The sequence below is a fragment of the Anaerococcus sp. NML200537 genome, from assembly GCF_026131715.1.
Lineage (GTDB): Bacteria > Bacillota > Clostridia > Tissierellales > Peptoniphilaceae > Anaerococcus > Anaerococcus kampingae.
This window is the reverse complement of the sequence record NZ_JAMXSL010000006.1, coordinates 1-26,083: the sequence shown is the minus strand read 5'-3', so window position 1 is coordinate 26,083 and position 26,083 is coordinate 1. Positions and strand designations below refer to the sequence as shown.

The window sequence follows — 26,083 nt, the reverse complement described above, 5'->3', positions numbered from 1 at the left end:
CTTGCCAAACTACTTTCACCACACGTAGTCTCTCTAGGTGTGCTTGATTAAATCTACTTTTCTTCTCATAGTCTATTTTCTATGTTTCGATTATACATAGTTTTTTTTATTCTGTCAAATATATTTTTAACAAAATCTTAGCAAGTATGAAATAAAGCTTGATAATTAGGGATTTGATCTAGTAAATTTTTTCTTCTGTGATTATAAAATCTACTTTGACATCAGTATTTTCTATCGGAAGCTTTATGGATAGAAAATCTGAGATCATAAGCCCTGCTTTTATTGTTTTATTTTTGGCGAAAAACTTGTCATAATATCCGCCACCATAGCCGAGCCTATTTTTTTCCTCATCAAAAGATAGGCCAGGGGTGATGGTTAGGTCTGGATTTTCTATAAAGTCATTATCCCTACTTGTAGGAATACCAAAAAGTCCAAGCTCAAGGTCATCTAGGTCATTTAATTTACAAGCCTTCATCTGTTTATCTATGATTTTTGGCACATAGATATCCTTGTCATCTGCTAGGGCTTTTTTTATTAGATTTCTTGTTTCCACTTCTTTTGCCATGGATACATAGACAAAGATTGTCTGGCTATCCTTATAAATATCAGATTTAAGGAGATTTTCACAAATTTTATCTGACATATTTTTTATATATTTATCATCCATTTCTCGTCTGAGATTTAGGAAAAATCTCCTGAACTCACTTTTCATGTATTTTTTCCTTTATGGCTTCAAAGGCCTTGTCTATGACACTTTCCTTATCATCCTCTTCATTTAAATCTTTGGCAAAATATTCGTCTCTATAGCCTTCCCTAAAGGCTGCTATGACCTCAGCTCCTACTATGAGTAGGGCTGATACGATTAGTAGCCAGATAAAGAGGGCTAGGATTCCAGAAAGGGCTCCATAGATTAGGGATTTATTTGAATAATTATTTGTAAAAAATGCATAGGCAAAGCTAGTTACATAGACTGCTATGGTTGTAAAGGCACCACCTGCAAGGGCTTGCTTAAATGGTATCCTATTTTCTGAGTTGCCTGGGGCATACTTATAAAATATGCCAAGGGCTGCTGACATCAAAAATAATGGGACAGCTAGGGTTAGGATGGTAAAGATTGGCGATGATAGAAACTCAATGATTGCCTCCACATCACTGCCAAAGAAATTACTTATTGTACCAATTATCTTGTGGTCAAGTATGTTTAAAAGTTGTGGTCCATATATTTGAAAGACCAAGAGGAACATTATAAAGACTATGAAGACTATTGTAAAGACAACACTCATCAGTCTTTGCTTAATGGCCTTTGACTGGTGGCTTAGACCATAGGCATGGTTTATTGCCATTATTAGCTTATCTACACCACTTGTGGCTGACCATAGGGCGAAAATAACTGTTAGGGTTGTGACTGCTGCAGATTGGCTAGATTCAATTATTATATTTAGGGCTCTTAGGATTAAATCTGCACTTGTCTTTGGAAATAGGTCCAAAAATTGATAAATGACTGTCTCATTGCCCTTTAAAAAGGTTGATATTGCCTGCACTACTACCATCATCAATGGGATGGAGGCTTGCAGGAAATAAAAGGAAAGGGCTGCCGAGTAGGTCATTATATCGTGTTCTTTGAGCCTATTTATTAGATTTTTTAGGAAATCTTTGCTTTTACTCTTTGATATCTTCATCTTTTAAATACCTATCGAACCAGTTTTTAATTTCTGTAAGCCTTTTAATCCTTGCCTTTGGCTTGCCAGATCTGGATAGTTCGTGGTTTTCTCCATGGAATAGGAACATCTTTGTATCTACTCCATTTAGTTTTATCCTATTATACATCTGTAGGCCCTGCTCAAGTGGGCAGCGGTAGTCTTCGTCTGAATGGATAAAGAGGGTTGGGGTTTTTACCTTATCAGCGTATTTGATTGGGGATTGGTCCCACATTTTATCAAGGCTATCGTATGGGTTTGATGCGGTTTGGTCTGTTGCAAAATAATAGCCTATATCACTTACCCCATAAAAGCTGGTCCAGTTTGAAATTGACCTTTGGGCACAAGCTGCCTTAAACCTATCTGTGTGGCCTATTGCCCAGTTGGTCATAAAACCACCATAAGATCCGCCATAAATAGCCATTCTGTCAGGATCTATTTGGGGATATTTTTCTATGGCAAGGTCTGTAAAATTCATAAGATCAGAAAAATCAATATCGCCATATTTACCTCTTATGTCTGAATATTTGACCCCATTTCCGCTTGAGCCGTGTGGGTTGGTATAGATTACCATATAGCCATTTGAGGCAAAGGTCTGGTGTTCGTGGTGGAAGATGTCAGAAAATTCTGTCTTTGGTCCGCCGTGAACAGAAAGTAGACATGGGTATTTTTTATTTTTATCAAAGTCTTTTGGCAATAGGACATAGCCTTTTAGGGTGTCGCCATTAGATTCAAAATTAAATTCTTCTATAGGGTAGACAGGGCTTTTGATTTTATTTTCGACCAAGCTTTTGCCAGTAGATTTTTCCTTAAGCTCAGATAGGCTATCTTTTGCCATTTCTAGATAATATATATCATCATCTGTAACAGAGAAGTCTTCTACACAACCATCAAGTTCTAAACGGAGGTCACCCTTTAAGTTTATTGAATAAAGCTTGGATTCTTCCTTTTCTGTTACTACAAAGTATAGCCTATTACTCTTGACTTGGAAGGTCTTAGCTGCCCCAAATCTGGCGTCAGTTCCTATGGAATTGCCAAAGGACTTGTCAAAGTCATCGTCATTTATTTTTGAGATTTTTCCTTCACCATCTATTTTGTAAATGAAGCAGTCCTCATTTATTCCGCCTGATTTTAAATCACTTCCAACAAAAACTATTTCATTTTCTAAAAATTTTATTGTATAAATTGAGTGAGATTTCTCGCTTAGAATTTTTTCTTCGCCGGTTTTTAAATTTTTTAAAATTATAGAATCAAGAAACTCCATGACCCTATTTGAATCTTCATGATTTCTTGTATAGACGATTTTTTCAATATTGTCATCTATATCAAGGATGCCTACGCTATTATCTTTATCAGATTTTAAAATTTCTGTAAGGGACTTATCAGAAAGCTTGTAAAGATAATAATAGGTGGTGGAATCTTTTAAAAAACCTACTCCATTAAACCAGAAGGGAAGGGTGGTTAGTTCTTTGAAGTATGAATTTTCCTTATCTGTCTCCTTTTCTTCTTTTGATTTTTTCTTGCTTGCAGAAATTAGGAAAATGTCATCTCTTAGCCATTTGATAGACTTGACATCAAGGTCTAGCTTAAAGAGTTCTTCTCCAAGGCCAGCCCCATCTGAGATGTAGAAGCTATCAGTTTTATCATCATTATATCTTTTATAGATTAGATTATTTTCTTTGTCAAAGCTACAAATAGGATTGTCTCCAGAATCTGTTAGCCTGTATGATTTTTCTAATTTCTTATCATAGACGAAAAGATCTGTGTCGTATTTATTGTCTTTTTCATTTGCTTTAGTTTTTTTATAGGCGATTTTGTTGCCATCATTAGAAACTACTAATTCTGAAAGAAAGTCGTAGCTTAAAATATCTTTTATTTCAGTCATAAATTCTCCTTTGTAAATTATATTTATATTATACGATAAAATAAAAAAAAGATTAGAGGAAAAGGTTTGTGGGTATATAAATAAAAAGACAATAGGAGGTTATTATGAAACTAAATATCAAAGCTAAGAATTTTAATCTAACAGATGACATCACAAGAGAATCTGAGAAAAAATTTGATAGGTTAGATAAATACTTCCACGAAGAAGAAGAGCTTGATTTGAAATTTGCTAAGGAAGGTGTAGATTTTGAGGTGGAGGCTACTGTATTTTTAGACAATGGCACAATACTTCGTGCAGAAGCAGCAGATCAGTCTTACCAAAATGCTATCGATAGGGTTATAGATGCCTTAGTTAGACAAATCAGAAAGCATAAGACAAGACTACAAAGAGACAGGAAGACAGGAGAATCAATCAAATTTGAGGCATTAGATTTATATGAATCTGACGAAGAAAAACAAGATGAAGAAGAAATCAAAATTGCTAGAGAAAAATCTATTCCTGTCAAACCAATGAGTGCTGAGGAAGCTATTCTTCAAATGGAACTATTGAATCATAATTTCTTTGTTTACCAAGATGCTAGTGATATGGAAATTAGAGTCGTCTACAAGAGAAGAAAGGGCGACTATGGTATGATAGTACCAACTAAATGATTTTTATAAATCTTTGAGATTTATTTATAACATATATAAAAAATAATTAGGACCTTCGGGTCCTTTTTATATTATTATAAACTCCTATTGAATAATGTAAATTAAGCCTATATAATAAATAGTGGACTATAATAATTATTATTTATTTTACGGAAAATTTACAAGGTATTTTCATCAAATAAAGATGGGATATATTTACAGACTTAAAGCTTAGCAATGATTGAAATTTTGTATAATAAGGGTAGGATAAGTAAAGAATTGGAAGGTGAAAAATTTGGCATTATTTAATTTATTTAAGTCATTTAGTCAAAAAGAAATCGAACAAAATAAAAAGATTGTCGATAAGATTCTAGCACTAGATGAAGATATGCAAAAGTTAACTGATGATCAGTTAAAACATAAAACAGTAGAATTTAAAGAAAGATTAAAAAACGGCGAAACATTAGATGATATTTTAGTAGAAGCATTTGCTGTAGTTAGAGAAGCAAGTGACAGGGTATTAGGCATGAAACATTATCCTGTACAGCTTTTAGGTGGTATTGTACTACATAATGGACAGATAGCAGAGATGAAAACAGGTGAAGGTAAGACTCTTGTAGCAACACTTCCATCTTATCTTAACGCTCTTTCAGGAAAGGGTGTCCACGTAGTAACAGTAAACGACTACCTAGCTAAGCGTGACCAAGAGTGGATGGGTAAAGTTCATACATGGCTTGGTCTAAGTGTTGGTTGTATTATTTACGGACTTACAAATAGCGAAAGAAAAGAAAACTACAACGCTGATATTACCTATGGTACAAACAACCAATTTGGTTTTGACTACCTAAGAGATAACATGGTTATCTACAAAGATGACATGGTACAACGCGGCTTAAACTACGCTATAGTCGATGAGGTTGACTCAATCCTTATAGATGAGGCTAGAACACCACTTATTATCTCAGGCCAAGGCGATGAATCAACAGATACCTATCAAAAGGCAAATGAATTTATTCAAACCCTTGAAGGTAGGATAATCGATCCTAATGAGGATGCTGATATAGACCCATTTGATAGGGAGTTTAAGGTAGAAGATGTAGACTTCTTAGTAGATGAGAAGAGAAAAACTTCAAACCTTACAGAAAAAGGTACAAAGAAGGCTGAACAATTCTTTGGTATCGAAAACTTATCAGACTCTGAAAACCTAGAGCTATCTCACTATATCAACAACGCCCTTAAGGCAAACACAACAATGACAAGAGATATTGACTATGTTGTAAACCATGGCGAAGTAGAAATCGTAGATGAATTTACAGGACGTATCATGCAAGGTAGAAGATTCTCAGATGGTCTTCACCAAGCTATAGAGGCAAAAGAAGGTGTAGAAGTTAAGGCAGAAAGCAAGACCCTAGCTACAATTACCTTCCAAAACTACTTTAGAATGTATGATAAGCTTTCAGGTATGACTGGTACTGCAAAGACAGAAGAAGACGAGTTTGATGAAATTTACAAGCTTGACGTAGTAGAAATTCCTACAAATAGACCAGTACAAAGGGTCGATGATGTAGACTATGTTTATATAAATGAACGTGGTAAATTCAATGCTATCATAAACGAAATAAACAAGGTTCACGCAACAGGTCAACCAATCCTTGTTGGTACAATCTCAATTGAAGCAAGTGAGAGATTATCAGATGCCCTAAAGAAAGCTGGCATCAAACACACAGTACTAAACGCTAAAAATCACGAAAGAGAAGCAGAAATTGTTGCTCAAGCAGGTCGTCTAGGTGCAGTTACAATTGCAACCAACATGGCTGGTCGTGGTACAGATATAACCCTTGGTGGTAACGTAGACTTCATGGCCAAACAAAGGCTAAGAAGAGAGGGAACTTCTGAAGAATTACTTGAAGAAGTTGATTCTTTCTCAGCTACAGATGACCAAGAAATTCTTGATATCAGAAAGAAATATAGACACTACAAAGATATCTTTAGACCTGAAATAAAGGCTGAGGAAAAAGAAGTAATAGATGTTGGTGGCCTATATATAATTGGTTCAGAAAGACATGAATCAAGACGTATAGATAACCAGTTAAGAGGACGTTCAGGTAGACAAGGTGACCCTGGTAAGTCAAGATTCTTCATATCACTAGAAGATGACCTAATCAGACTAAATGGTGGTGAAGCAGTAGCTAAATTTGTTGATTCATACAACTTTGATGAAAATGAACCAATAGTTTCAAAATTAGTTTCTAGATCAATCGAAAAGGCTCAAACAAGAGTAGAAGCAAACAACTTCGCAACAAGAAAGAGAGTCCTACAATACGATGATGTCATGAACAAACAAAGAACTATAATCTACAACGAAAGACGTGAAGTTCTTATGGGCGAAGACATGAAAGAAACTATTATCGATATGATCAAAAATATCATAAGAGAAGCGGTATTTAGCTTTACCAACCCACAAGTAAAACCAGAAAATTGGGAAATGACTGCCCTTCTAAACTACCTAAACGGACTAGGAGTACCAGTAACCCAACTACACTTTGAAAATATTAATTCATACACTCAAGAAAATCTGATTGAATATATAACCCAAGCAACTCTTGCAAAATATGCTGACAAAGAGGCAACATTTGGCCCTGAAGCTATGAGAGAAGTAGAAAGAGTAATCCTTCTAAGGGTAATAGATCAAAAATGGATGGATCACATAGATGCTATGGATCAAATGAGAAAAGAAATCGGTGTAAGGGCAATGGGTCAAGAAGATCCAGTAAGAGCCTACACAAACGAAGGTTTCGACATGTATGAAGAGATGACTAGATCTATCCAAGAAGACACAGTTAAGTTTATGATGAATGTTGAAATGAGACAAAACATCCAAAGAAAACAAGTCCTAGTTCCAGAAGATGAAAGTCTAGAAGAATTAGATAATTCAGATGATGAGGCAAATCTTAACAGGGCAGAACGTCGTAGATTAGAACGTGAAGCTTCAAAATCAAATGTAAAGAGATAAGATGAGAGAAATATTTGAACTAAAAGAAGAAATCAAAAACTTAAGCGAAATCTTAAACTTAATCGGAGATAGTCTTTGACCCAGCTGGTCTTAAAAAAGAAATCGCAGACCTAGAAAAAGAATCAATCAAAGAAGATTTTTGGAATGATTCAGATAGGGCATCAAAGATAATGGCAGACTTATCTGACAAGAAAAGCGACCTAGAAGATTATGAAAATCTAGAAGCAAGCCTAAGAGATAATGAAGATTTGATTGGCCTAGTTGAATTAAGCGATGAAGATGAGATTCAAACTTTAGAAGAAGTAGACAATAACCTCAAAAAGCTTGAAAAAGATATCAAATCTATGAAGCTAAAGACCCAACTAGATGGTGAGTATGACAAAAACTCCTGCTACCTATCAATAAATGCAGGTGCTGGTGGTCTTGAAGCAACAGATTGGGCAGACATGCTTTATAGGATGTATACTAGATATTCCGAAAAAAGAGGCTACAAGGTAGAAGTCCAGGATATAAACAATGAGGAAGCAGGCGGAATAAAGTCTGCGACCCTCTATATCCAAGGCCCTTACGCCTATGGCTATCTTAAGGCAGAAAAAGGCGTTCACAGGCTAGTAAGGATATCACCATTTGATAGCCAATCAAGACGTCACACATCCTTCTCATCAGTGGATGTCTTTCCAGAGCTTGATGATGATAATGAAATAGAAATCGATCCATCAGACCTAAGAATTGACACCTATAGGGCAAGTGGGGCAGGCGGCCAGCACGTCAATAAGACTGACTCAGCCGTAAGGATAACCCACATTCCAACAGGAGTAGTCGCATCAAGTCAGGCTGAAAGAAGCCAAATGCAAAATAAAGAAACTGCAATGAAGCTTCTTCTATCAAAACTTATCCAGATTAAGGAAGAAGAAAAAAGAGAAAAAATAGAAGATATCCAAGGCAAATATTCACAAATTGCCTGGGGTAGCCAGATAAGATCATATGTTTTCCAACCCTACACCATGGTCAAAGACCACAGGACAAATTATGAGATGGGAAATGTAGAAGCTGTAATGGATGGCGATATCCAGGGCTTTATAGATGCTTATCTAGCAAAAAATGAAAATTAATAGGGGCTGTTGCAAAACTATGAATAACTATCGTCCCATCATTAGAGGGTTCTCATAGAAAATTTTTGGCCTAGCCTGCCGGCTCGTTGAGGCAAAATTTTCGTGGAGGTTCCTCTAATGATTTGGGACGATTTATTCATTCTGCGACGGTCCCTCTTTTTTACATGAAGGGAGAAGAAATGGGAGATATAATTTTAACAGGCGATAGGCCAACAGGTAGACTCCACCTAGGCCATTATGTAGGCAGCCTTAAAAACAGGGTGAAAATGCAAAATGAAGGAAACTTTGACAAGATGTATGTCATGATTGCAGATAGCCAGGCCCTAACAGATAATTTTGACAATCCAGCAAAAATTCGTGAAAACCTTATCGAGGTTGCTCTTGATTACTTAAGTGTTGGTCTTAACCCAGAAAAGGTGACAATTTTTGTCCAGTCACAGATAGAACAACTAACAGAACTTACTTTTTACTACCTAAACCTTGTAACCCTATCAAGGCTTGAAAGAAATCCGACTGTAAAAAGTGAGATAAAGCTAAGAAATTTTGAAACCAGCCTTCCAGCAGGATTTTTGATCTATCCTGTAAGCCAGGCAGCAGACATTCTATTATTTGATGCCAATATAGTGCCTGTTGGTGAGGACCAAGAGCCAATGCTAGAGCAGGCAAGAGAGATAGCAAGAAGTTTTAATAATATCTATGGCCAGGTCTTTATAGAACCAAAGGCAGTCCTCCCTGATCAAAAAATCGCTCGCCGTATGCCAGGCATAGATGGGGCAGCTAAAATGAGCAAGTCCTTAGGCAATGCCATCTACCTAGCAGACACTAAGGCGGATGTAAAGAAAAAGGTCATGAGTATGTACACAGACCCAGACCATATCAATATCGACGACCCAGGTAAGGTTCAGGGAAATATTGTCTTTACCTACCTAGATGTTTTTTCAAATGATAGTCATTTTGAAAAATATTTGCCAGAATACAAAAATCTTGACGAGCTAAAGGACCACTACCAAAGGGGAGGCCTAGGTGATGTTAAGTGCAAGAAATTTTTAATCAAGGTCCTTGAAGAAGAACTTGCCCCAATTAGGGAAAAAAGAGCCTACTATGAACAACACATAGATGAGGTCTTTGACATACTTAAGAGGGGAAGTGAGGAAGCCAGAAGCAAGGGAAGCGAGAAGCTTAACCAAGTTAAAGCGGCCATGGGAATTGATTATTTCAACGATAGAAAGCTTATAGCAGAAATAGAGAAAAAATACCAAGGATAAGTTATGAAGCTTCCAAAAACTAAATCCAAGACCATATTCGTCTTATCGGCTGCAGGTTCTGCAGTCGGTATGGCCAATGTTTGGGGCTTTCCTTATAAATTCCATAAGGGCGGACTCTTCTTTTTGATATTTTATTTGTTTTTTATAAGTCTTTTCGCCTATGTAGGCCTATCTAGTGAATTTGCCATAGGCAGAATGGGCAAGGGATCAGTTGTAGGTTCTTATGAAAAAGCTATAAAGACCAATTACAAAAGCTCAAAAACAGCAAGTTTTTATGGTTACATACCTATGGTAATTTCTCTTATCATAGCAATTGGTTATACTATTATAGTTTCCTATGTGGCAAAGGCTTTCATAGATACCTTAAATGGAACACTTGCCACAACAAGCTCAAGCATCTGGTTTGAAAATTTCTCATCCAGATCCTTCGCAGTAATAGAAACTCACCTAGTAATAGTAATTGTAGCGATAGTAATGAGTCTTGGTGGCTTTAAATCAATGCAAAGAATAAACTCCATCCTCATGCCTACTATGATAGTCATATATATTATAGTGATGATAAGGATGAGTGGGCTTGAAAGAATTGAAGAAGGTTATAGCTTACTATTTAGGATTGACCTTGAAAACCTTTCTATAGGTACGGCGATTTCTGCCATGGGCGATGCGCTTTTTGCCCTTTCTATAACTGGTTTTGGTATGATCTTTATGGGAAGGATGCTAGCTGATAATCAAGATGTAGTAGTAGATTCAAAGCTTACAGCTATATTTGATACATTAGTAGCTTTACTTTCAGCCTTTATAATTGTTCCAGCCATAGTTGTTTTTGAAATGGGCCATGCCAAGGGTCCTGAACTAATCTTTCATATCCTACCGACCATATTTGCAAATATTCCAATAGGTAGGGGCTTTGCTTGTTTGTTTTATCTAGCGATAATTATGGCAGGACTTACATCTTTACAAAATATCTTTGAATCTGTCGGAGATACTTTGGTTAAGAAATTGAAAATATCAGATAAGTTTGCTCTAGGCCTTGTGGGTAGCTTTGTATTTATGCTAGGAGTATTTCTCCACCCAATTGGAGTATGGGAGCCTTTTATGGACATCACCCTCTACTATATAATCCCACTAGGAGCAGTGTCTGGTTCTATAATTTGGTTTTATGTTATGGATAAGAATGTTCTTTTAAATGAAATAAATAAGGGAGCAAAGAAAAAACAAAGTGAAAAATTTATTAAGATTGGCAGGTACATTTATACACCTCTTGTAATTATTATTTGTATCTTGTCGATAATAAGTCATTAAAGCTAGCTTGCCTAGCTTTTTTTATATAAAAAATTTTATTTGAATTTTGTTTTTTAAGCTATATAATACATAATATACTTTACCCCAGTATAGGAGTATATATACAAAGTTTGTATAAATAAAGTTAAATAAATAATTTTATATAAGGAGCTATTATGAACAAATTTTCATCGAAATTAGGTTTTATCCTAACGGCGGTTGGTTCTGCCGTGGGAATGGCAAATGTGTGGGGCTTTCCATACAAGTTTCAAAAGGGAGGAATAGTTTTTTTAATTGCCTACATATTTTTTATAAGTATTTTTGCTTACTGTGGCCTTGCAAGTGAGTTTGCAGTAGGTAGGTATGCTCACACAGGTACTCTTGGTGCCTACCAAAAGGCATTTAAAAGTCGCAAGGAAGATACAATCTTAGGCAAATTTATTGGTTACATTCCACTTATTGGATCTCTAATGATTGCTATTGGTTATGCAGTAATTGTTGCCTACGTTTTAAAAGCCTTGGTAGATTCTCTAACCGGTTCACTTTTAACTGTAGATACGACAAGCTACTTTGATAGTTTTTCTATGAAGCCTTTCTCAGTGGTTCCTTACCACTTTTTTATCATAGCTATTACCCTAATTTCTTGTATTGGTGGTGCATCTACTATTGAAAAATCTAATAAAATCATGATGCCGGCTTTCTTTGTGCTTTTTGTAATCCTTGCCATTAGGATCCTAACTCTTCCTAATGCCTTTGAGGGATACAAGTACATGTTTAGATTTGATAAAGAAATGCTAAATTGGGGAACAATTCTTATGGCCATGGGCCAAGCCTTTTTCTCCCTATCAGTAACTGGATCTGGTATGCTAGTTGTAGGTGCTTATCTATCTGATGATGAAGACATAATTTCATCTTCAAAAATGACAGGATTTCTAGATACTGTAGCAGCCATGCTTGCTTCTTTTGTAATGATTCCAGCAATAATTGTCTACAACATGGACCAGGCAGGTGGGCCAGGGCTCTTATTCCAAGTCCTACCTACAATCTTACAAGATATGGGCTTTGGTAGAGTTTTTGCTATTATCTTATATGTTGCAGTTGTCTTTGGTGGTATATCATCCCTTCAGAATATGTTTGAGGTAGTAGCAGAATCTCTCATGCAAAGGCACCCAAAATTAAAACGTAATCTAGTTTTATTTTTAATAGGCCTTGTCGTTTTTGCTATAGGTGTAAATATGGAAATGATTAGCAGCTGGGGACCATTTATGGACTTTATCTCAATCTACGTTATACCAATAGGGGCGATGATTGGTGCTATAACTTGGTTCTGGATCTTGAAAAAAGATCAGCTTCTTGGAGCAATTAACCTAGGCGCTAAAAAACAATACGGAAATACTTGGTACAATATAGGTAAATTTCTATATGTTCCATTAGCAGTTATCTTATGTTTGATAGCAGTTATTTTTAGAATATCATTTTAAAAAAAGAGCAGGCCTTTGCCTGCTTTTTGTCTTAGTAAATTATAAAAAATCCCTCTTGGCAAAGTGCCAGAGGGATAAAGTTTTATTTAAGGACCAATTCTGAAAGTTTAAGGGGTTCGATGTATTCTTCGCCCTTATAAACTCTCATGTTTCCGCCTGAGATTTCATCTATCAATAAGATATTATTATTTTCATCAAGACCAAATTCTAATTTTATATCGTATAGATCAAGGCCTTTTTCTTTTAGAATATCACGGATTAGACCACAAATTTCTTTTGTAAGTCTTTTTAGTTCTTCGTATTGATCGGCTGTCGCAATATTTAGGGCTTCTAGGCAGTCTTTAGAAATTGTAGGATCGCCTGCAGCATCATCTTTGATTGTTATTTCAAAAAAAGCATCTAGTGGTGCACCTTCTTCTATGTATTTGCCATATCTTTTGTAAAAAGATCCTACTGCCCTGTACCTACAGATAAATTCAAGACCCTTACCGAAAACCTTAGCTTTTTTAACTTCCATAGTATTTTCATCAATATTTGCAGCAACATAATGGGTTGGGATATTTTTTTCATTTAGTTTGTTAAAGAAAAATTCTGTCATCCTTAGTCCAGCCTTGCCAGCACCATCAATTGAAAGACCAACTTGGTTTTCGCCTGGATCAAAAACTCCGTCCTTGCCTGTTACATCATCCTTAAATTTCATCAAGATATTGCCATTTTCAAGGCTATAAATATCCTTTGTTTTGCCCTTGTAAATTAAATCCATCATAGTCTCCTTTAGAATTTTTACAATTACGATATAATATTTAGAACTTTCTTACAAGTAAATTTTATTTATTAAGAATAATTTGTCAAGTTTGTGATTAAAAATTTATTTTTGCTTTAGCTATTGAAAAAAATAATAAAATAGATATATTAATTTTGTAGAAGAAAAGTTAAGGAGTTAAAATGTCAAAAGTAGCTGTTATTATGGGTTCAAAATCTGACTATAAGACTATGAAAGAGTGTTGTGCTGTGCTTGATAAGTTCGGCATTGATTACGACAAGAGGGTTGTTAGCGCGCATAGGACGCCAGAGTTGATGGTTGACTTTGCTAAAAATGCTAGAAAAAATGGATACAGCCTAATAATTGCTGCAGCTGGTGGTGCTGCACATTTACCAGGTATGGTTGCTGCGTCAACTACTCTACCTGTGATTGGTGTCCCAATAAAATCATCTACCCTAAACGGCGTTGACTCGCTTCTTTCTATTGTACAAATGCCATATGGTGTGCCAGTTGCAACCATGGCTATAGGAGAGGCAGGTGCAAAAAACGCTGCTATTACAGCCCTTGCAATTCTGGCTATAAATGATGAAAAATTAGCTGAAAAATACAGGGATTTTAAAATTGAATTAGAAAATATAGTAAAGGAAGATATGAAATTATGATTCAGACTATATTACCAAAAAGCACTATCGGTATAATCGGTGGCGGCCAACTTGGACGAATGCTAGCTATGAGCGCAAAAGAAATGGGCTATAAGGTTGCAATTCTAGATCCAGGTGAAGACGCCTGCGCAAGAAAATTTGCAGATTGTTTTATCCATAGTGCTTTTAATGTATACGAAAATATTGAAAAATTATGCCAGATGAGCGATGTTGTGACTTTTGAGTTTGAAAATATCGACATAGCTTCTTATAAGAAGCTTGAAAATAAATATAATTTCGTCCAATCATCAAGACTCTTAGAAATAAGCCAGCATAGGCTTACAGAAAAGGAATATGCCAAGTCCTTGGGGATTCCTACTGTAAAATATTTTGATGCCAATAAGGATGATTACAATATTGATGGCAAATATGTGATGAAAACTACAAGATTTGGCTATGATGGCAAGGGACAAAAAATTATTTCTTCAAATGAAGAAGTAGAAAAAGATACTATCCTTGAAGAGCTAATTGACCTTGATAAGGAAATTTCTGTAGTGGCTGTCAAAGATATCGAAGGAATTCAGATTGTAGCTGTGGTCGAAAATGAACATAGAAACAATATCCTCTATAGGTCAAATATTCCTCCAAGGATTAGCAAAGACCAAGAGGCTAAGGCAATTGACTATACAAAAAGAATTCTAGCTGACAATGATTATTATGGAGTCCTAACTGTAGAGTATTTTATTTCAAATGGGGAAGTTATTTTTAATGAAATTGCACCAAGGGTCCACAATTCAGGTCACATTACCCAGGAATCTGCAACTAAATCTCAATTTAGGGCCCACATCGAGGGTATTTGCGGATTAAAAGTAGGAAAAATCGAAAATAGGGAAGCAACTTTATATAATATCCTAGGCCAAAATGAAGAATATTTTATAAATTTAATCACAAAAAAACAAGGCTATCTTCACTTATACGAAAAGGAAGCTCGCCACAATAGGAAAATCGGTCACATGAACTTTTTAGGAAATGTATATTTGGAGGATGACTTTGAATAAGAGAATATTTGTACAAAAAAAACCAGCCTATGACAGGGAAAGTGAAAATCTTAAAAATCTTTTGAATAGAGATTTTAAACTTGCTATAAAAAATCTTAAAACTTACGTAATCTATGACCTTTACAATATAACAGAAGACTTGTATGAAAAGGCAAAAGAAAGAGTGTTTTCAGAAGTAATGATAGATCAGGTTTTTGAAGACATTGACCTTAATGGCAAAACTTACATAGCCTACGAAACTCTCCCAGCTCAATACGACCAAAGATCTGACTCTGCTATGCAGGCTTTAAAATTAATTGATGATAAGGCAGATGTCTTAGTTAGGGCAGGCAAGCTTGTCGTAATTGATGGGGAAGTTTCTGAGGAAAAATTAGGAGAAATAAAAAAATATCTAATAAATCCAATCGAGTCTTCAGAAAAAGACCTTTCTAAGATGGATTTTTCAATAGATTCTCAAATGAAGCCATTAAGAGATTTGACTGGTTTTAGGGACTATGGCAAGAATGAACTAGAAGACCTTATCAAAGACCTATCCCTTGCCCTTGATCTAGAAGATTTAGAATTCATTCAAGACCATTACAAAAAAGAAGGCAGGGACCCAAGTGAAACTGAAATCTATGTCCTAGACGTATTTTGGTCAGACCACTGCAGGCACACAACCTTTGAGACAAGTCTTGATGAAGTTAAAATTAATTCAAAACTATTTCAAGATGAAATGCAAGCAGCCTTTGATTATTACTTATCCTTAAGAGAGGAACTTGGAATTACAAAGCCTGTTAGACTTATGGATATGGCATCAATTATTGGCAAATATCATATAAAGGTCCTTGGTGATAAAAATATAGAAGTGAGTGAGGAAATTAACGCTTGTTCCTTCTTTACAGATATTGAAAATAAGGGCAAGAAAGAAAAATGGCTCATCCAATTTAAAAATGAAACCCACAACCACCCATCAGAAATCGAGCCATTTGGTGGGGCATCTACCTGTATAGGTGGGGCTATAAGAGATCCGCTTTCCGGTAGGTCCTATGTTTACCAGGCTATGAGAGTGTCAGGTGCGGGAAATATCCTAGAAAAAAGAGAAGATACCCTTGCAAATAAGCTTGCTCAAGTAGAAATTTCTAAGGGTAAGGCCCTAGGAAATTCCTCTTACGGCAACCAAATAGGTCTTGCAACAACCTTTGTAAGAGAAATCTACGACCCATCCTATGTAGCTAAAACCATGGAAGTAGGAGCTGTTGTCGGAGCTGTAAAAGATGGGGACTACAAGAGGGAAGAATTAGTTCCTGGTGATATTGTCGTGATGATTGGCGGAAGAACTGGTCGTGATGGTATCCAAGGAGCATCAGGCTCATCTGTAATCCACGATGATTCATCTTTAACAACTGCTTCTAGCCAAGTTCAAAAGGGCAATCCAGTAGAAGAACGCAAGATTCAAAGACTCTTTAGAAAGCCAGAAGTCACAAGATTAATCAAAAAATCAAACGACTTTGGTGCGGGTGGTGTATCTGTTGCCATTGGCGAGCTTTCAGATGGTATTGAAATCTTCCTTGATAGGGTCAAAACCAAATACCAGGGTCTAAATCCAACAGAAATTGCCATATCAGAATCTCAAGAGAGAATGGCAGTGGGTCTTGATAAAAAAGACTATGAAGCCTTTATAAAAGAATGTCAAAAAGAAAACATTGAATACGTTCATGTGGCAAATATAACTGACAAAAACCGCCTAGAAATGTATTACGGAGACGCAAAAATTGTAGATTTTAGCGCAGAATTTTTGGCAACAGCAGGAGTCAGAAAACACGCCAAGGCAGAACTGGTTGACAATGTAAGGGAAAATCCTTTTGTTAAAAGAGAAGTGACTAAAGAAGCAATCCTTGATGAGCTAAAAGATTTAAATGTCACCAACCAAAAAGGCATGGCTTCTATGTTTGATGCTTCTGTTGGTGCTCAATCTGTAATGATGCCATTTGCTGGCAAGGAAAGGATAACACCTGTCCAAGCTTCAGTTGCAGCTATTCCTACCCTTTATTCAACACCAGATACAGCAACTATCCTGGCCTACGGCTTTATACCAAAGATATCAAAATATTCACCATTCTTATCAAGTATATATGCTGTTTTAGAATCTGTAGCAAAAGTCTATGCAGTTGGTGGAAATAGGGAATCTCTTTATTTCTCCTTCCAAGAATATTTTGAAAAGCTCCTAGATGACCCTAAAAAATGGGGAAAGGTAAGCCAGGCCATGCTCGGATCAATCATTGCCCAAAAAGAAATTGGAAGACCAGCCATAGGTGGTAAGGACTCCATGTCAGGATCCTTTAATGATATAAATGTAGTTGAAACATTAATATCCTTTGCTTGTACACCGATTAAAATTTCTGATGTAATTACTCCTGACCTTAAAAAAATTGGCAATAAACTATACATCATAGAAATAGAAAAAGATGCCAAGGCTTATCCAAATCTAGAAAAAGTCATGGTAGATTTTGAAAAATTAAATGCTTATATCAAGGATAAAAAAGTAGTATCAGCCTATGTCCAAGATTTTGGTTCTGTTTCTTCATCTTTAATTAAGATGGGTCTTGGAAATAAATTAGGCTTTACAATAGACTATGATGCAGCTCTTGACTTTAATCCATGTTCAATAGTTGTCGAAGCAAATTCAGATCTTGATTTTAAAGAAATTGGTAAGGTAAGCGAAGAAATTTCTATAAATGGCATTGAAATAGGATTTGATGAAGCGGAAAAAGCCTATATGTCAACTCTTGAAGAGATTTATCCAACCTATTACAACAAGGATGGCGAAAAGACAGAAAATATTTCGATACAAGGAAGTGAGAAGAGATACTACAAGGAAAAGATAGATGATGTTAGGGTAGTAATTCCTGTATTTCCAGGTACAAACTCAGAATATGATACCCAAAAGGCCTTCGAAGAAGCTGGCGCGAGTGTTAAGCAAGTTGTTTTTAGAAATACAAGGCCAAATGATATAAATGATTCTATAGATGAATTTGTAAAAGAAATCAAAAAATCCCACATAATAGCCTTTCCTGGTGGATTTTCAGCAGGAGATGAGCCAGACGGTTCAGCCAAATTTATAGTAAATATTCTAAAAAATGACAAGGTTAAAAAGGCAATTCATGGCCACTTGGCTGATAAGAGGCTAATACTTGGTATATGCAACGGCTTCCAAGCCCTTATAAAATCAGGACTTATACCTTATGGAGAAATTAGAGACCTAGATTCAAAAGATTTAAGTTTATTTAGAAATACAGGCTTTAGGCACATATCAGATACAGCTATTACAAGGTGTGCCAATACAAATTCACCTTGGACCCAAGATTTTAACCTAGATGACCTACACGAACTTGTCCTAAGCCATGGCGAAGGAAGATTAGTAGGCGATAGGATAGAAGAATTTAAGGACCTAGCAGCCTTCCAATATGTAGACCCTGATGGAGATGCCAGTATGAATGGTAAGTACAATCCAAACGGATCAGCCTACGCTATAGAGGGGATGGTCAGCAAGGATGGTTTGATTTTAGGAAAGATGGGCCATTCTGAAAGATCATACAAGACTCTTTATAAGACCCAAACTATAAGAGAAAGACAAGATATATTTAAAAACGGTGTAAAATATTTCACCAGATAAGATTTATTAAGGAGTAAGGATGTTTGGAATTTGGAATATAGAAAAGGCCCCTAGCGTTGCCTTTTATGCCCTCCATGCCCTCCAACACAGGGGTCAACAGGGAGCAGGAATTGTCTCAACAGAAAGAACTAGGCTTAGGGGCTACAGGAATGTTGGCCTCTTGGCAGCTGTTTTTAAAGATAATGGAAAATTAGAAAAAATAGATGGAACTTCCGCCTTGGGTGCTCTTTGGTACTCAAGCGGTAATTCCACCAACGTTCAAAATATAGAGCCACTTTTGTATAAATTTAACGATGGCCACCTAGGCATAGCCATGAATGGAAACCTAAATAACGCGGGAATGTTAAGGGCTAAGCTAGAAGATGAGGGAGCAGTCTTCCACTCAGCAAGCCATGCTGAGATAATCATGCATTTAATTAGACGATCTAGAAAAGATAGTATTGAAGAAAGATTCAAGGAAGCTTTAAATAAGCTTAGGGGATCATTTTCAGTCATGCTACTAACACAAGATGCCCTTTATGGTGCAGTAGACAGGCATGCAACCAGGCCTTTAGTCCTTGGTAGGCTCAATGATTCTTATACAATCGCCTCTGAGTCTTGTGCTCTAAATGTAATTGGGGCAGAATTTCTAAAGGATATTTCTGCAGGAGAATTTATAAAAATAGATGATGATGGATATGAGATTGGAAGCTTTTGTGAGGCTTCAAATATTGCCATCGAATCAATGGAATTTATTTATTTTGCAAGACCAGACTCAACTATACTCGGCAAAAATGTCCACATAGTTAGGAAAAATACTGGCAGGGTTTTGGCAAGAGAATTTCCAGTTGATGCTGACATAGTAGTTGGTGTGCCAAATTCTTCCCTATCCCTTGCGACAGGTTATGCAGAAGAAATAAACCTTCCTTATGAGATGGGACTTATTAAGAACCAATATATAGGAAGGACCTTCATCGAACCTAGTCAAAATCTTAGGGACATAGCTGTGAAGATGAAATTATCAGCTCTTTCTGACGTTGTAAGAAACAAAAGGGTAATCCTTCTTGATGATTCAATAGTAAGGGGCACTACCTCAAAGAGAATCATTTCCATGCTCAAAAAAGCTGGGGCAAGTGAGGTCCACTTAAGGATAGGTTCACCAGAAATTGTCTTTCCTTCTTATTCAGGAATTGATATGAAAACCTCAAAGGAATTAATTGCAGCCAACCTTACAAAAGAGCAAGTAAGGGATTTGATAGGGGCAGATAGTTTGGAATTTATATCTGTAGACGGACTTAAAGAAGCTGTTGGTTTTGATTTTGACACTCCTAATAAGGGAATCGCCCTTGATATTTTTACAGGTGATTATGTAGAGGGTCTTGGAAATTATAAGGAAGAATTTGAAGATGAACTTACAGATATACAAAAAGAATACTTAAAAAGGGGAGCAAATGAGCGAGAAATATAAGGCGGCAGGGGTTAGCCTAAATGCCGGCTATGAATCAGTTGAAAGAATAAAAAAACACGTAGAGTCAACCAAAAACAAGGGAATGATGGATATGATTGGTAGTTTTGGTGGGGCCTTTGACCTAGGAGCCTATGGCTTTAAAAATCCAGTTCTAGTAAGCGGAACAGATGGGGTAGGAACTAAGCTAAAACTTGCCTTTGATATGGATAAACACGATACAATCGGTATTGATGCAGTAGCTATGTGTGTAAATGACATCCTTGCCCAAGGTGCAATTCCACTTTTCTTCTTAGACTACATTGCCTGTGGCAAAAATGACCCAGCTCAAATCGAAGCTATAGTAAAGGGTGTAGCAGATGGTTGTAGACAAGCGGGAGCTGCCCTTGTAGGTGGAGAAACTGCTGAAATGCCAGGCTTTTATAAGGAAGGCGAATATGATATAGCAGGTTTTGCAGTAGGTGCAGCTGAGAAAGAAGACTTAATTAATGCTCAAAATACCAAGCCTGGCCAGGCAGTAATTGGCATTCCTTCATCAGGTTTCCATTCTAATGGCTTCTCCTTAATAAGAAAAGTTTTAAGTGATGAAAATATAAGCCTAGATAATGAATTTAATGGAGAAACTCTTGGAGAGGCTCTCTTGAGACCAACAAGGATCTACGCCAAGGAAGTAAGAAGCTTATTAGAAAATGTAAAAGTTTCTGGCATTTCCCACATCACAGGTGGAGGTTTTATAGAAAATCTTCCAAGAGCCCTTAAAAAAGGCCTAGGTATGAAAATTTATAGGGATTCCTATGAGATTCCAGAAATTTTCAAATTTATTGAAGAAAAGGGTCAAATCGACCACGATGAGATGTATCAAGTTTTTAACATGGGTGTAGGCCTTGCAGTAATTGTAGATGATGCTGATAAAGACAAGGTCCTTGACCTAATAGAGGATGCCTTTATCCTAGGTGAGGTCACAGATGAGGAAGGGATAGTCCTTCTATGAAAAAAATAGGAATCTTTGCTTCAGGCACTGGTACAAATTTTGAAGCCTTAGCAAGTTCAGATGAAATAAAAAGCCTAGCTGATATAGAAATTATGGTTTGTGATAAGCCAGGTGCTAGAGTTATAAAAAGAGCAGGAGATAAAAATATAGAATGCTTCGTTTTTAATCCAAAAGATTATGAAAACAAAGCGGCCTATGAAAAAGAAATTTTAGAAAAAATAAAAGACCTAGACTATATCTTTCTAGCAGGTTATATGAGGATTCTTTCTAAAGATTTTCTTGAAGCTTATAAGGGTAAGGTCATTAATATCCACCCTTCACTTCTTCCTAAATACAAGGGAATAGAATCAATTAAGAGAGCCTATGAAGCAAAGGAAGAATACATTGGAGTTACCATCCATTATGTAAATGAAGAGATAGACGGTGGAGAGATCCTAGCCCAAGATAAGTTTAAAGTTGATTATAGTAAGAGTTTAGATGAAATAGAAAGCCAGGTGCACGATATAGAGCATAGGCTTTATATAAAGACAGCAGCAGAAATCTTAAAGGGGGAAAAATGAAAAGAGCTTTAATAAGCGTAAGTGATAAGATAGGAGTGGCAGATTTTGCTAAGGGCCTTGTAGCAAATGGTTTTGAAATAATCTCTACTGGTGGAACTTTAAACCACCTAAGAGAGGCAGGAGTAGATTGCATTTCTATAGAAGACTACACAGGTTTTCCAGAAATATTAGAAGGTAGGGTAAAGACTCTTCATCCAAAAGTTCACGGCGGTCTACTTTCAAAAAGAGATAGCAAAAGCCATGTGTCTGAGCTTAAAGAAAATGACATCCACTATATAGACCTAATTTGCGTAAATCTTTATCCCTTTGCAGAAACTCTAGCAAAAGAAGGGGTAAGTCATGAAGAAATAATTGAAAATATCGATATCGGTGGTCCTTCTATGCTTAGGTCTGCTGCCAAAAATTATAAATTTGTGACAGTTGTAACAGAAAAAGAAGATTATCCAAAAATCATTAAAGAATTAGAAGAAAAGGGCGAGACAAGCCTTGAAACAAGACAAAGACTAGCAGGAAAAGTTTTTAATAAGACTGCTAAATATGATGGTCTAATAGCTTCTTATTTTAATTCTATTAATGGTGAAAATGAAAAATTGACCCTAACTTACACCCTAGAAGATGAGCTAAGATATGGGGAAAATCCACACCAAAAAGCAGCCTTTTATGTATCTGATGAGGAAGTTTCTTATTCCCTAAAGGATTGCGTCCAATTACATGGCAAGAAGATGTCTTATAACAACATCCAAGATGCCTCAGCTGCTCTTGATATTTTACAAGAATTTGATGAAACTGTATGTGTTGGCTTAAAACACATGAATCCATGTGGAGTTGCAACAGGCAAAACTGTATTTGATGCATGGACTAGGGCTTTTGAGGCAGACCCAGTTTCAATCTTTGGTGGAATAGTAGCTATAAATGGTACAGTTGACAAGCAAACTGCCGAAAAAATGCACGAAATCTTCCTAGAAATAATCCTAGCCTATGACTACGAAGACGAGGCTTTAGAGATTCTAGAAAAGAAGAAAAACGTAAGAATTTATAAGATCCCAAAGAAAACTGACAAGAACCCTAAATTAATAAAATCTGTAAGGGGTGGAATTCTTGTTCAAGACTATGATGATTCAGTTTATGACAAGCTTGAAACAGTTACAGAAACAAAGGTTAGCCAAGAGGACCTAAAAGACTTAGAATTTGCCTACAAGATTGTAAAACACGTCAAATCAAATGCTATCCTCCTTGCCAAAGATGGTCAGACAGTAGGGGTTGGTGCTGGTCAAATGAACAGAGTCGGTGCAGCTGAAATTGCCTTCAAACAAGCAGGTGATAAGGCAAAGGGTGCGGTTCTTGCTTCAGATGCTTTTTTTCCATTCAGAGACAGCGTTGATGAAGCAGCGGGACACGATATAAAAGCCATCATCCAACCAGGCGGATCAATTCGTGATCAGGAATCAATCGATGCTTGTAATGAAAATGGTATAGCCATGGTATTTACAGGCATGCGTCACTTTAAACATTAATATGGCAAGAGTTCTAGTATTGGGAAATGGCGGAAGGGAAGCTGCCATTTCTTACAAATTATATAAGGAAGGCCATGAAATTTTTATGGCTGGTGAAAACCCAGGCGTAGCTGAATTTGGAAAGTGTGTCGATTTAAAAAATGATCAAATAGCAAGCTTTTGTAAAAGAGAAAAAATCGACCTAGTTTTTGTAGGCCCTGAAGCCTATCTTGTAGATGGAATTGTCGATATCTTAGAAAAAGAAAATATTAGAGTATTTGGTCCAAATAAAAGAGCAGCTCTTCTTGAAGGGTCCAAGGCCTTTGCTAAAGATCTTATGAAAAAATATGGCATCCCAACTGCAGCCTATGAAATTTTCACATCCTATGAAAAGGCCCTAGCCTACCTTGATAAATCAACTTTCCCACTTGTAATCAAGGCTGATGGCCTAGCTGCCGGCAAGGGTGTAATAATAGCCCAAAACTATGATATGGCCAAAGATGCTCTTAAAGAAATCATGGTCAATCAAAAATTTGCCGAGGCTGGCAATGAAGTTGTAATAGAAGAATTCCTTGAGGGTGAGGAATTTTCCCTCCTAGCCTTTGTATCTGGCGATAAGGTCGTGCCAATGAAGATTGTTCAAGATCACAAGAGGGCCTTTGATGGCGATAAGGGGCCAAATACTGGCGGTATGGGCGTCTATATGCCTATTAAGCACATAGGTCAGGCTGATATAGACGAGGCAATGGAAAAAATCCTAAGACCAACTGCCAAGGCTATGATCAAGGAAAAAAGGGAATTTAAGGGTATATTATTTGCAGGTCTTATGAAAACCAAAGACGGAATTAAGACTATAGAATATAATGTTAGATTTGGTGATCCAGAAACAGAAATCCTGCTTTTGGCGATGAAATCAAGCCTTTATGATATAGCAGAGAAGGTAATTGATGGCAAGGATTTTGAAGTGGAATTTGACGATGATGCTTATATTGGAATAGTCATGGCATCAAAGGGCTATCCGGAAAGTTATGACAAGGGCTTTGAGATTAGGGGCCTAGAAAAGGTAGATTCCCATGTTTTTCATATGGGAACAAGGGCCGAAGATGGAAAAATTTTCACAAATGGTGGAAGGGTTCTAATAGTATGTTCTAAGGCGGAAAATTTAAACCAGGCTTACAAGAAAGCCTATGCAGATATAGAAAAAATAGAGTGTGACAACCTATTTTTTAGAAAGGACATAGGTCATATGTCCCTAGAGGAGGTATAAATGAAGACAGATTACGAGATATCCCTAGAGGCTAGGAAAGAAAAAATCGAAGATGTTGCTGGAAAGATAAATATTTCTGAAGAAAATCTAATCAAATATGGCGATTACAAGGCAAAGATAAGAAAGCCAGATTTTGATAATTTATCTAAAAACTTAGTTTTAGTCACATCTATCAACCCTACATCAAGTGGTGAGGGTAAGTCAACTGTGACAGTTGGTCTTTCTGATGGTCTAAACAAAATTGGTAAGAAATCAACAGTTGCCCTAAGAGAGCCATCTTTTGGCCCAGTTCTAGGCAGAAAGGGTGGGGCTACAGGCGGTGGTTTTGCTCAAGTTGTACCAATGGAAGAGATTAACCTACACTTTAATGGAGACTTCCACGCTATAACATCTGCCCACAATGCAATTATGGCACTGATTAATAACCACATCTTCCAGGGCAATGAGCTTAAATTTAAGGAAGTTTTATTCAACTATGTCATGGATATGAACGAAAGAGCCCTTAGAAGAATTAAAATCAATGCTAATGGCAAGGACGAAAGAGATTCTTCTTTTGATATCACAGTTGCAAGTGAGATTATGGCAATTTTATGCCTAGCAGAAGATTTAGAAGACCTAAGAAATAGAATCGCTGACATAATGATTGGCTACAATGAAGATGATGAGCCGATTTTTGTAAGAGATTTAAAGATTCAAGGTGTAATTACAGCCATCCTTAAAGATGCTATAAATCCAAACCTTGTCCAAACTTTAGAAAATAATCCGGCTATCATTCATGGCGGTCCTTTTGCAAATATTGCCCATGGTTGTAACTCAGTAATAGCCACAAAAACAGCCCTCAAATACTCTGATTATGTAATAACAGAAGCAGGCTTTGGGGCAGATCTTGGTGCTGAGAAATTTTTAGACATCAAATGTAGGGTTTCAGGCCTACGTCCAAAGGCAGCTGTAGTAGTAGCAACAATTAAGGCTTTAAAACTTCATGGCGGGATAGAAGAGGCTAATCTTAAGGAAGAAAACCTAGAAGCTTTAAAAGAAGGGGTTAAAAACCTTGAAAAGCATGTGGAAAATATGAGAAAGTACAACTTACCAGTAATAGTTGCCCTCAATGAATTTGTCACAGATACGGAAGCTGAAATTAAATTTATGGAAGAATGGGCAAAAGACTTTGGCGTAGAATTTTCCCTAACCCAAGTGTGGGCCAAGGGCGGTGAAGGTGCTATTGACCTTGCTAATAAACTTGTGAAATTAGTTGAAGAAAATAGCGAAGAAGTAAAACTTCTCTACCCAGATGACCTATCTACAGAAGAAAAAATCAACACCATCGCCAAGGAAATCTACGGTGCTGTCAAGGTTAACTTTACAGATGAAGCAAGGAAGGTCCTTGATAAAATCGACGAACTTGGTTACAGAAATTTCCCAGTTTGTATGGCTAAAACTCCAGCATCCCTAACAGATGATGGAAAAATCAAGGGCAGACCAGAAGGATTTGAAATCACAGTTTCTGATATTAAAATCAAGACTGGATCAAGGTTTATAGTTGCCTATCTCAATAAGGTCTTAACTATGCCAGGCCTTCCAAAACATCCAAATGCTCTTGATATAGACGTTGACGAAAATGATAATATTATAAACTTATTCTAGAAAATACAAAAAGGATTGAAGTTGAAAGATAAAATCATCAAAATTAAGGAAAATTTAACCTATTATATAAAATCTTTGTCCTTTACAAGTTCATATATAGACGAGAAAAAAATGTATAAGAGCACAGATTGGGAAAAAGAAGTTAAAATCTTGCCCTTGGGTGCCAAGGTTTTAATGGTCCTTTTAATCATCTTCTTATTAATG

Annotated in this window: 20 protein-coding genes and 1 other annotated feature (1 of these 21 cut by a window edge); of the genes, 16 read left to right on the top strand and 4 right to left on the bottom strand. The window is 36.5% G+C overall.

Annotation, left to right across the window (positions count from 1 at the left end; all coding sequences use genetic code 11):
- Positions 1-78: a binding site (T-box leader), on the bottom strand; it reaches 158 nt to the left of the window's first position.
- Between the two features lie 100 nt (positions 79-178).
- From NH288_RS02615 to NH288_RS02605, 3 genes are read right to left on the bottom strand one after another with little or no spacing between them, the layout of a single operon-like run.
- Positions 179-712 (bottom strand): 5-formyltetrahydrofolate cyclo-ligase, encoded by a 534-nt coding sequence (locus NH288_RS02615; protein WP_265212879.1) that lies wholly within the window; start codon positions 710-712, stop codon positions 179-181.
- The gene (locus NH288_RS02610; protein WP_265212878.1) at positions 702-1,679 is read right to left on the bottom strand and encodes a YihY/virulence factor BrkB family protein; all 978 of its coding nucleotides are present in this window, start codon (positions 1,677-1,679) and stop codon (positions 702-704) included. The genes NH288_RS02615 and NH288_RS02610 overlap by 11 nt, the downstream gene beginning before the upstream one ends.
- Positions 1,660-3,582 (bottom strand): alpha/beta hydrolase family protein, encoded by a 1,923-nt coding sequence (locus NH288_RS02605; protein WP_265212876.1) that lies wholly within the window; start codon positions 3,580-3,582, stop codon positions 1,660-1,662. Before NH288_RS02605 ends, NH288_RS02610 begins: the two co-directional genes overlap by 20 nt.
- 104 nt (positions 3,583-3,686) lie before the next feature.
- Here NH288_RS02605 and hpf point away from each other — a divergent pair, with 104 nt between their 5' ends.
- From hpf to NH288_RS02575, 6 genes are all read left to right on the top strand, one after another.
- A complete protein-coding gene (gene hpf / locus NH288_RS02600; RefSeq protein ID WP_106460700.1) occupies positions 3,687-4,232 on the top strand; it encodes a ribosome hibernation-promoting factor, HPF/YfiA family in 546 nt (181 codons plus the stop codon).
- 274 nt (positions 4,233-4,506) lie between these two features.
- On the top strand, positions 4,507-7,224 hold the full coding sequence (secA, locus tag NH288_RS02595) for a preprotein translocase subunit SecA (RefSeq protein ID WP_265212874.1): 2,718 nt from the start codon (positions 4,507-4,509) through the stop codon (positions 7,222-7,224).
- Position 7,225: 1 nt separating this feature from the next.
- A protein-coding gene (prfB, locus tag NH288_RS02590) for a peptide chain release factor 2 (protein ID WP_265212873.1) occupies positions 7,226-8,336 on the top strand; the annotation gives its coding sequence in 2 pieces (ribosomal slippage) (positions 7,226-7,300 and positions 7,302-8,336; 1,110 coding nt in all).
- Positions 8,337-8,515: 179 nt separating this feature from the next.
- The gene (gene trpS, locus NH288_RS02585) at positions 8,516-9,601 is read left to right on the top strand and encodes a tryptophan--tRNA ligase (RefSeq protein WP_265212871.1); all 1,086 of its coding nucleotides are present in this window, start codon (positions 8,516-8,518) and stop codon (positions 9,599-9,601) included.
- Positions 9,602-9,604: 3 nt separating this feature from the next.
- Positions 9,605-10,903, top strand: coding sequence for a sodium-dependent transporter (locus tag NH288_RS02580; protein ID WP_265212870.1), 1,299 nt, complete (start codon positions 9,605-9,607; stop codon positions 10,901-10,903).
- 155 nt (positions 10,904-11,058) lie between these two features.
- Positions 11,059-12,363, top strand: coding sequence for a sodium-dependent transporter (locus tag NH288_RS02575; protein WP_265212869.1), 1,305 nt, complete (start codon positions 11,059-11,061; stop codon positions 12,361-12,363).
- 82 nt (positions 12,364-12,445) lie between these two features.
- On the opposite strand, the gene NH288_RS02570 is transcribed toward NH288_RS02575, so the two are convergent.
- Complete coding sequence (locus tag NH288_RS02570) at positions 12,446-13,126, bottom strand: phosphoribosylaminoimidazolesuccinocarboxamide synthase (protein WP_106460694.1); 681 nt, start codon at positions 13,124-13,126, stop codon at positions 12,446-12,448.
- A 182-nt stretch (positions 13,127-13,308) separates the two neighbouring features.
- Here NH288_RS02570 and purE point away from each other — a divergent pair, with 182 nt between their 5' ends.
- From purE to NH288_RS02520, 10 genes are all read left to right on the top strand, one after another.
- A complete protein-coding gene (purE, locus tag NH288_RS02565) occupies positions 13,309-13,788 on the top strand; it encodes a 5-(carboxyamino)imidazole ribonucleotide mutase (protein WP_265212867.1) in 480 nt (159 codons plus the stop codon).
- Positions 13,785-14,825: a 5-(carboxyamino)imidazole ribonucleotide synthase gene (locus NH288_RS02560; protein ID WP_265212866.1), complete on the top strand. Its 1,041-nt coding sequence runs from the start codon at positions 13,785-13,787 to the stop codon at positions 14,823-14,825. The genes purE and NH288_RS02560 overlap by 4 nt, the downstream gene beginning before the upstream one ends.
- Positions 14,812-18,480 (top strand): phosphoribosylformylglycinamidine synthase, encoded by a 3,669-nt coding sequence (locus NH288_RS02555; protein ID WP_265212865.1) that lies wholly within the window; start codon positions 14,812-14,814, stop codon positions 18,478-18,480. Before NH288_RS02560 ends, NH288_RS02555 begins: the two co-directional genes overlap by 14 nt.
- A gap of 19 nt (positions 18,481-18,499) precedes the next feature.
- Positions 18,500-19,927, top strand: a complete 1,428-nt coding sequence (gene purF / locus NH288_RS02550; RefSeq protein ID WP_265212864.1) for an amidophosphoribosyltransferase — start codon at positions 18,500-18,502, stop codon at positions 19,925-19,927.
- Complete coding sequence (gene purM, locus NH288_RS02545) at positions 19,911-20,915, top strand: phosphoribosylformylglycinamidine cyclo-ligase (protein WP_265212863.1); 1,005 nt, start codon at positions 19,911-19,913, stop codon at positions 20,913-20,915. The genes purF and purM overlap by 17 nt, the downstream gene beginning before the upstream one ends.
- Positions 20,912-21,475: a phosphoribosylglycinamide formyltransferase gene (gene purN / locus NH288_RS02540; protein ID WP_265212861.1), complete on the top strand. Its 564-nt coding sequence runs from the start codon at positions 20,912-20,914 to the stop codon at positions 21,473-21,475. The genes purM and purN overlap by 4 nt, the downstream gene beginning before the upstream one ends.
- On the top strand, positions 21,472-22,989 hold the full coding sequence (gene purH, locus NH288_RS02535) for a bifunctional phosphoribosylaminoimidazolecarboxamide formyltransferase/IMP cyclohydrolase (protein WP_265212860.1): 1,518 nt from the start codon (positions 21,472-21,474) through the stop codon (positions 22,987-22,989). The genes purN and purH overlap by 4 nt, the downstream gene beginning before the upstream one ends.
- A gap of 1 nt (position 22,990) precedes the next feature.
- Positions 22,991-24,235, top strand: coding sequence for a phosphoribosylamine--glycine ligase (gene purD / locus NH288_RS02530; protein ID WP_265212859.1), 1,245 nt, complete (start codon positions 22,991-22,993; stop codon positions 24,233-24,235).
- Entirely contained in the window at positions 24,236-25,879 is a 1,644-nt protein-coding gene (locus NH288_RS02525) for a formate--tetrahydrofolate ligase (protein WP_265212858.1), read from the top strand. It abuts the gene before it with no gap.
- Between the two features lie 21 nt (positions 25,880-25,900).
- Positions 25,901-26,083: hypothetical protein (locus tag NH288_RS02520; protein WP_265212857.1), on the top strand; the 183-nt coding region annotated here is incomplete at its 3' end.

What these genes read in the sequence shown, in the direction of transcription:
- NH288_RS02580 (WP_265212870.1), top strand. Translation starts at nt 9,605, where the DNA reads ATGAAGCTTCCAAAAACTAAATCCAAGACCATATTCGTCTTATCGGCT.
- NH288_RS02570 (WP_106460694.1), bottom strand. Translation starts at nt 13,126, where the DNA reads ATGGATTTAATTTACAAGGGCAAAACAAAGGATATTTATAGCCTTGAA.
- hpf (WP_106460700.1), top strand. Translation starts at nt 3,687, where the DNA reads ATGAAACTAAATATCAAAGCTAAGAATTTTAATCTAACAGATGACATC.
- purM (WP_265212863.1), top strand. Translation starts at nt 19,911, where the DNA reads ATGAGCGAGAAATATAAGGCGGCAGGGGTTAGCCTAAATGCCGGCTAT.
- NH288_RS02615 (WP_265212879.1), bottom strand. Translation starts at nt 712, where the DNA reads ATGAAAAGTGAGTTCAGGAGATTTTTCCTAAATCTCAGACGAGAAATG.
- purN (WP_265212861.1), top strand. Translation starts at nt 20,912, where the DNA reads ATGAAAAAAATAGGAATCTTTGCTTCAGGCACTGGTACAAATTTTGAA.
- purH (WP_265212860.1), top strand. Translation starts at nt 21,472, where the DNA reads ATGAAAAGAGCTTTAATAAGCGTAAGTGATAAGATAGGAGTGGCAGAT.
- NH288_RS02575 (WP_265212869.1), top strand. Translation starts at nt 11,059, where the DNA reads ATGAACAAATTTTCATCGAAATTAGGTTTTATCCTAACGGCGGTTGGT.
- NH288_RS02610 (WP_265212878.1), bottom strand. Translation starts at nt 1,679, where the DNA reads ATGAAGATATCAAAGAGTAAAAGCAAAGATTTCCTAAAAAATCTAATA.
- purF (WP_265212864.1), top strand. Translation starts at nt 18,500, where the DNA reads ATGTTTGGAATTTGGAATATAGAAAAGGCCCCTAGCGTTGCCTTTTAT.
- NH288_RS02525 (WP_265212858.1), top strand. Translation starts at nt 24,236, where the DNA reads ATGAAGACAGATTACGAGATATCCCTAGAGGCTAGGAAAGAAAAAATC.
- NH288_RS02560 (WP_265212866.1), top strand. Translation starts at nt 13,785, where the DNA reads ATGATTCAGACTATATTACCAAAAAGCACTATCGGTATAATCGGTGGC.
- trpS (WP_265212871.1), top strand. Translation starts at nt 8,516, where the DNA reads ATGGGAGATATAATTTTAACAGGCGATAGGCCAACAGGTAGACTCCAC.
- purD (WP_265212859.1), top strand. Translation starts at nt 22,991, where the DNA reads ATGGCAAGAGTTCTAGTATTGGGAAATGGCGGAAGGGAAGCTGCCATT.
- NH288_RS02605 (WP_265212876.1), bottom strand. Translation starts at nt 3,582, where the DNA reads ATGACTGAAATAAAAGATATTTTAAGCTACGACTTTCTTTCAGAATTA.
- purE (WP_265212867.1), top strand. Translation starts at nt 13,309, where the DNA reads ATGTCAAAAGTAGCTGTTATTATGGGTTCAAAATCTGACTATAAGACT.
- NH288_RS02555 (WP_265212865.1), top strand. Translation starts at nt 14,812, where the DNA reads ATGACTTTGAATAAGAGAATATTTGTACAAAAAAAACCAGCCTATGAC.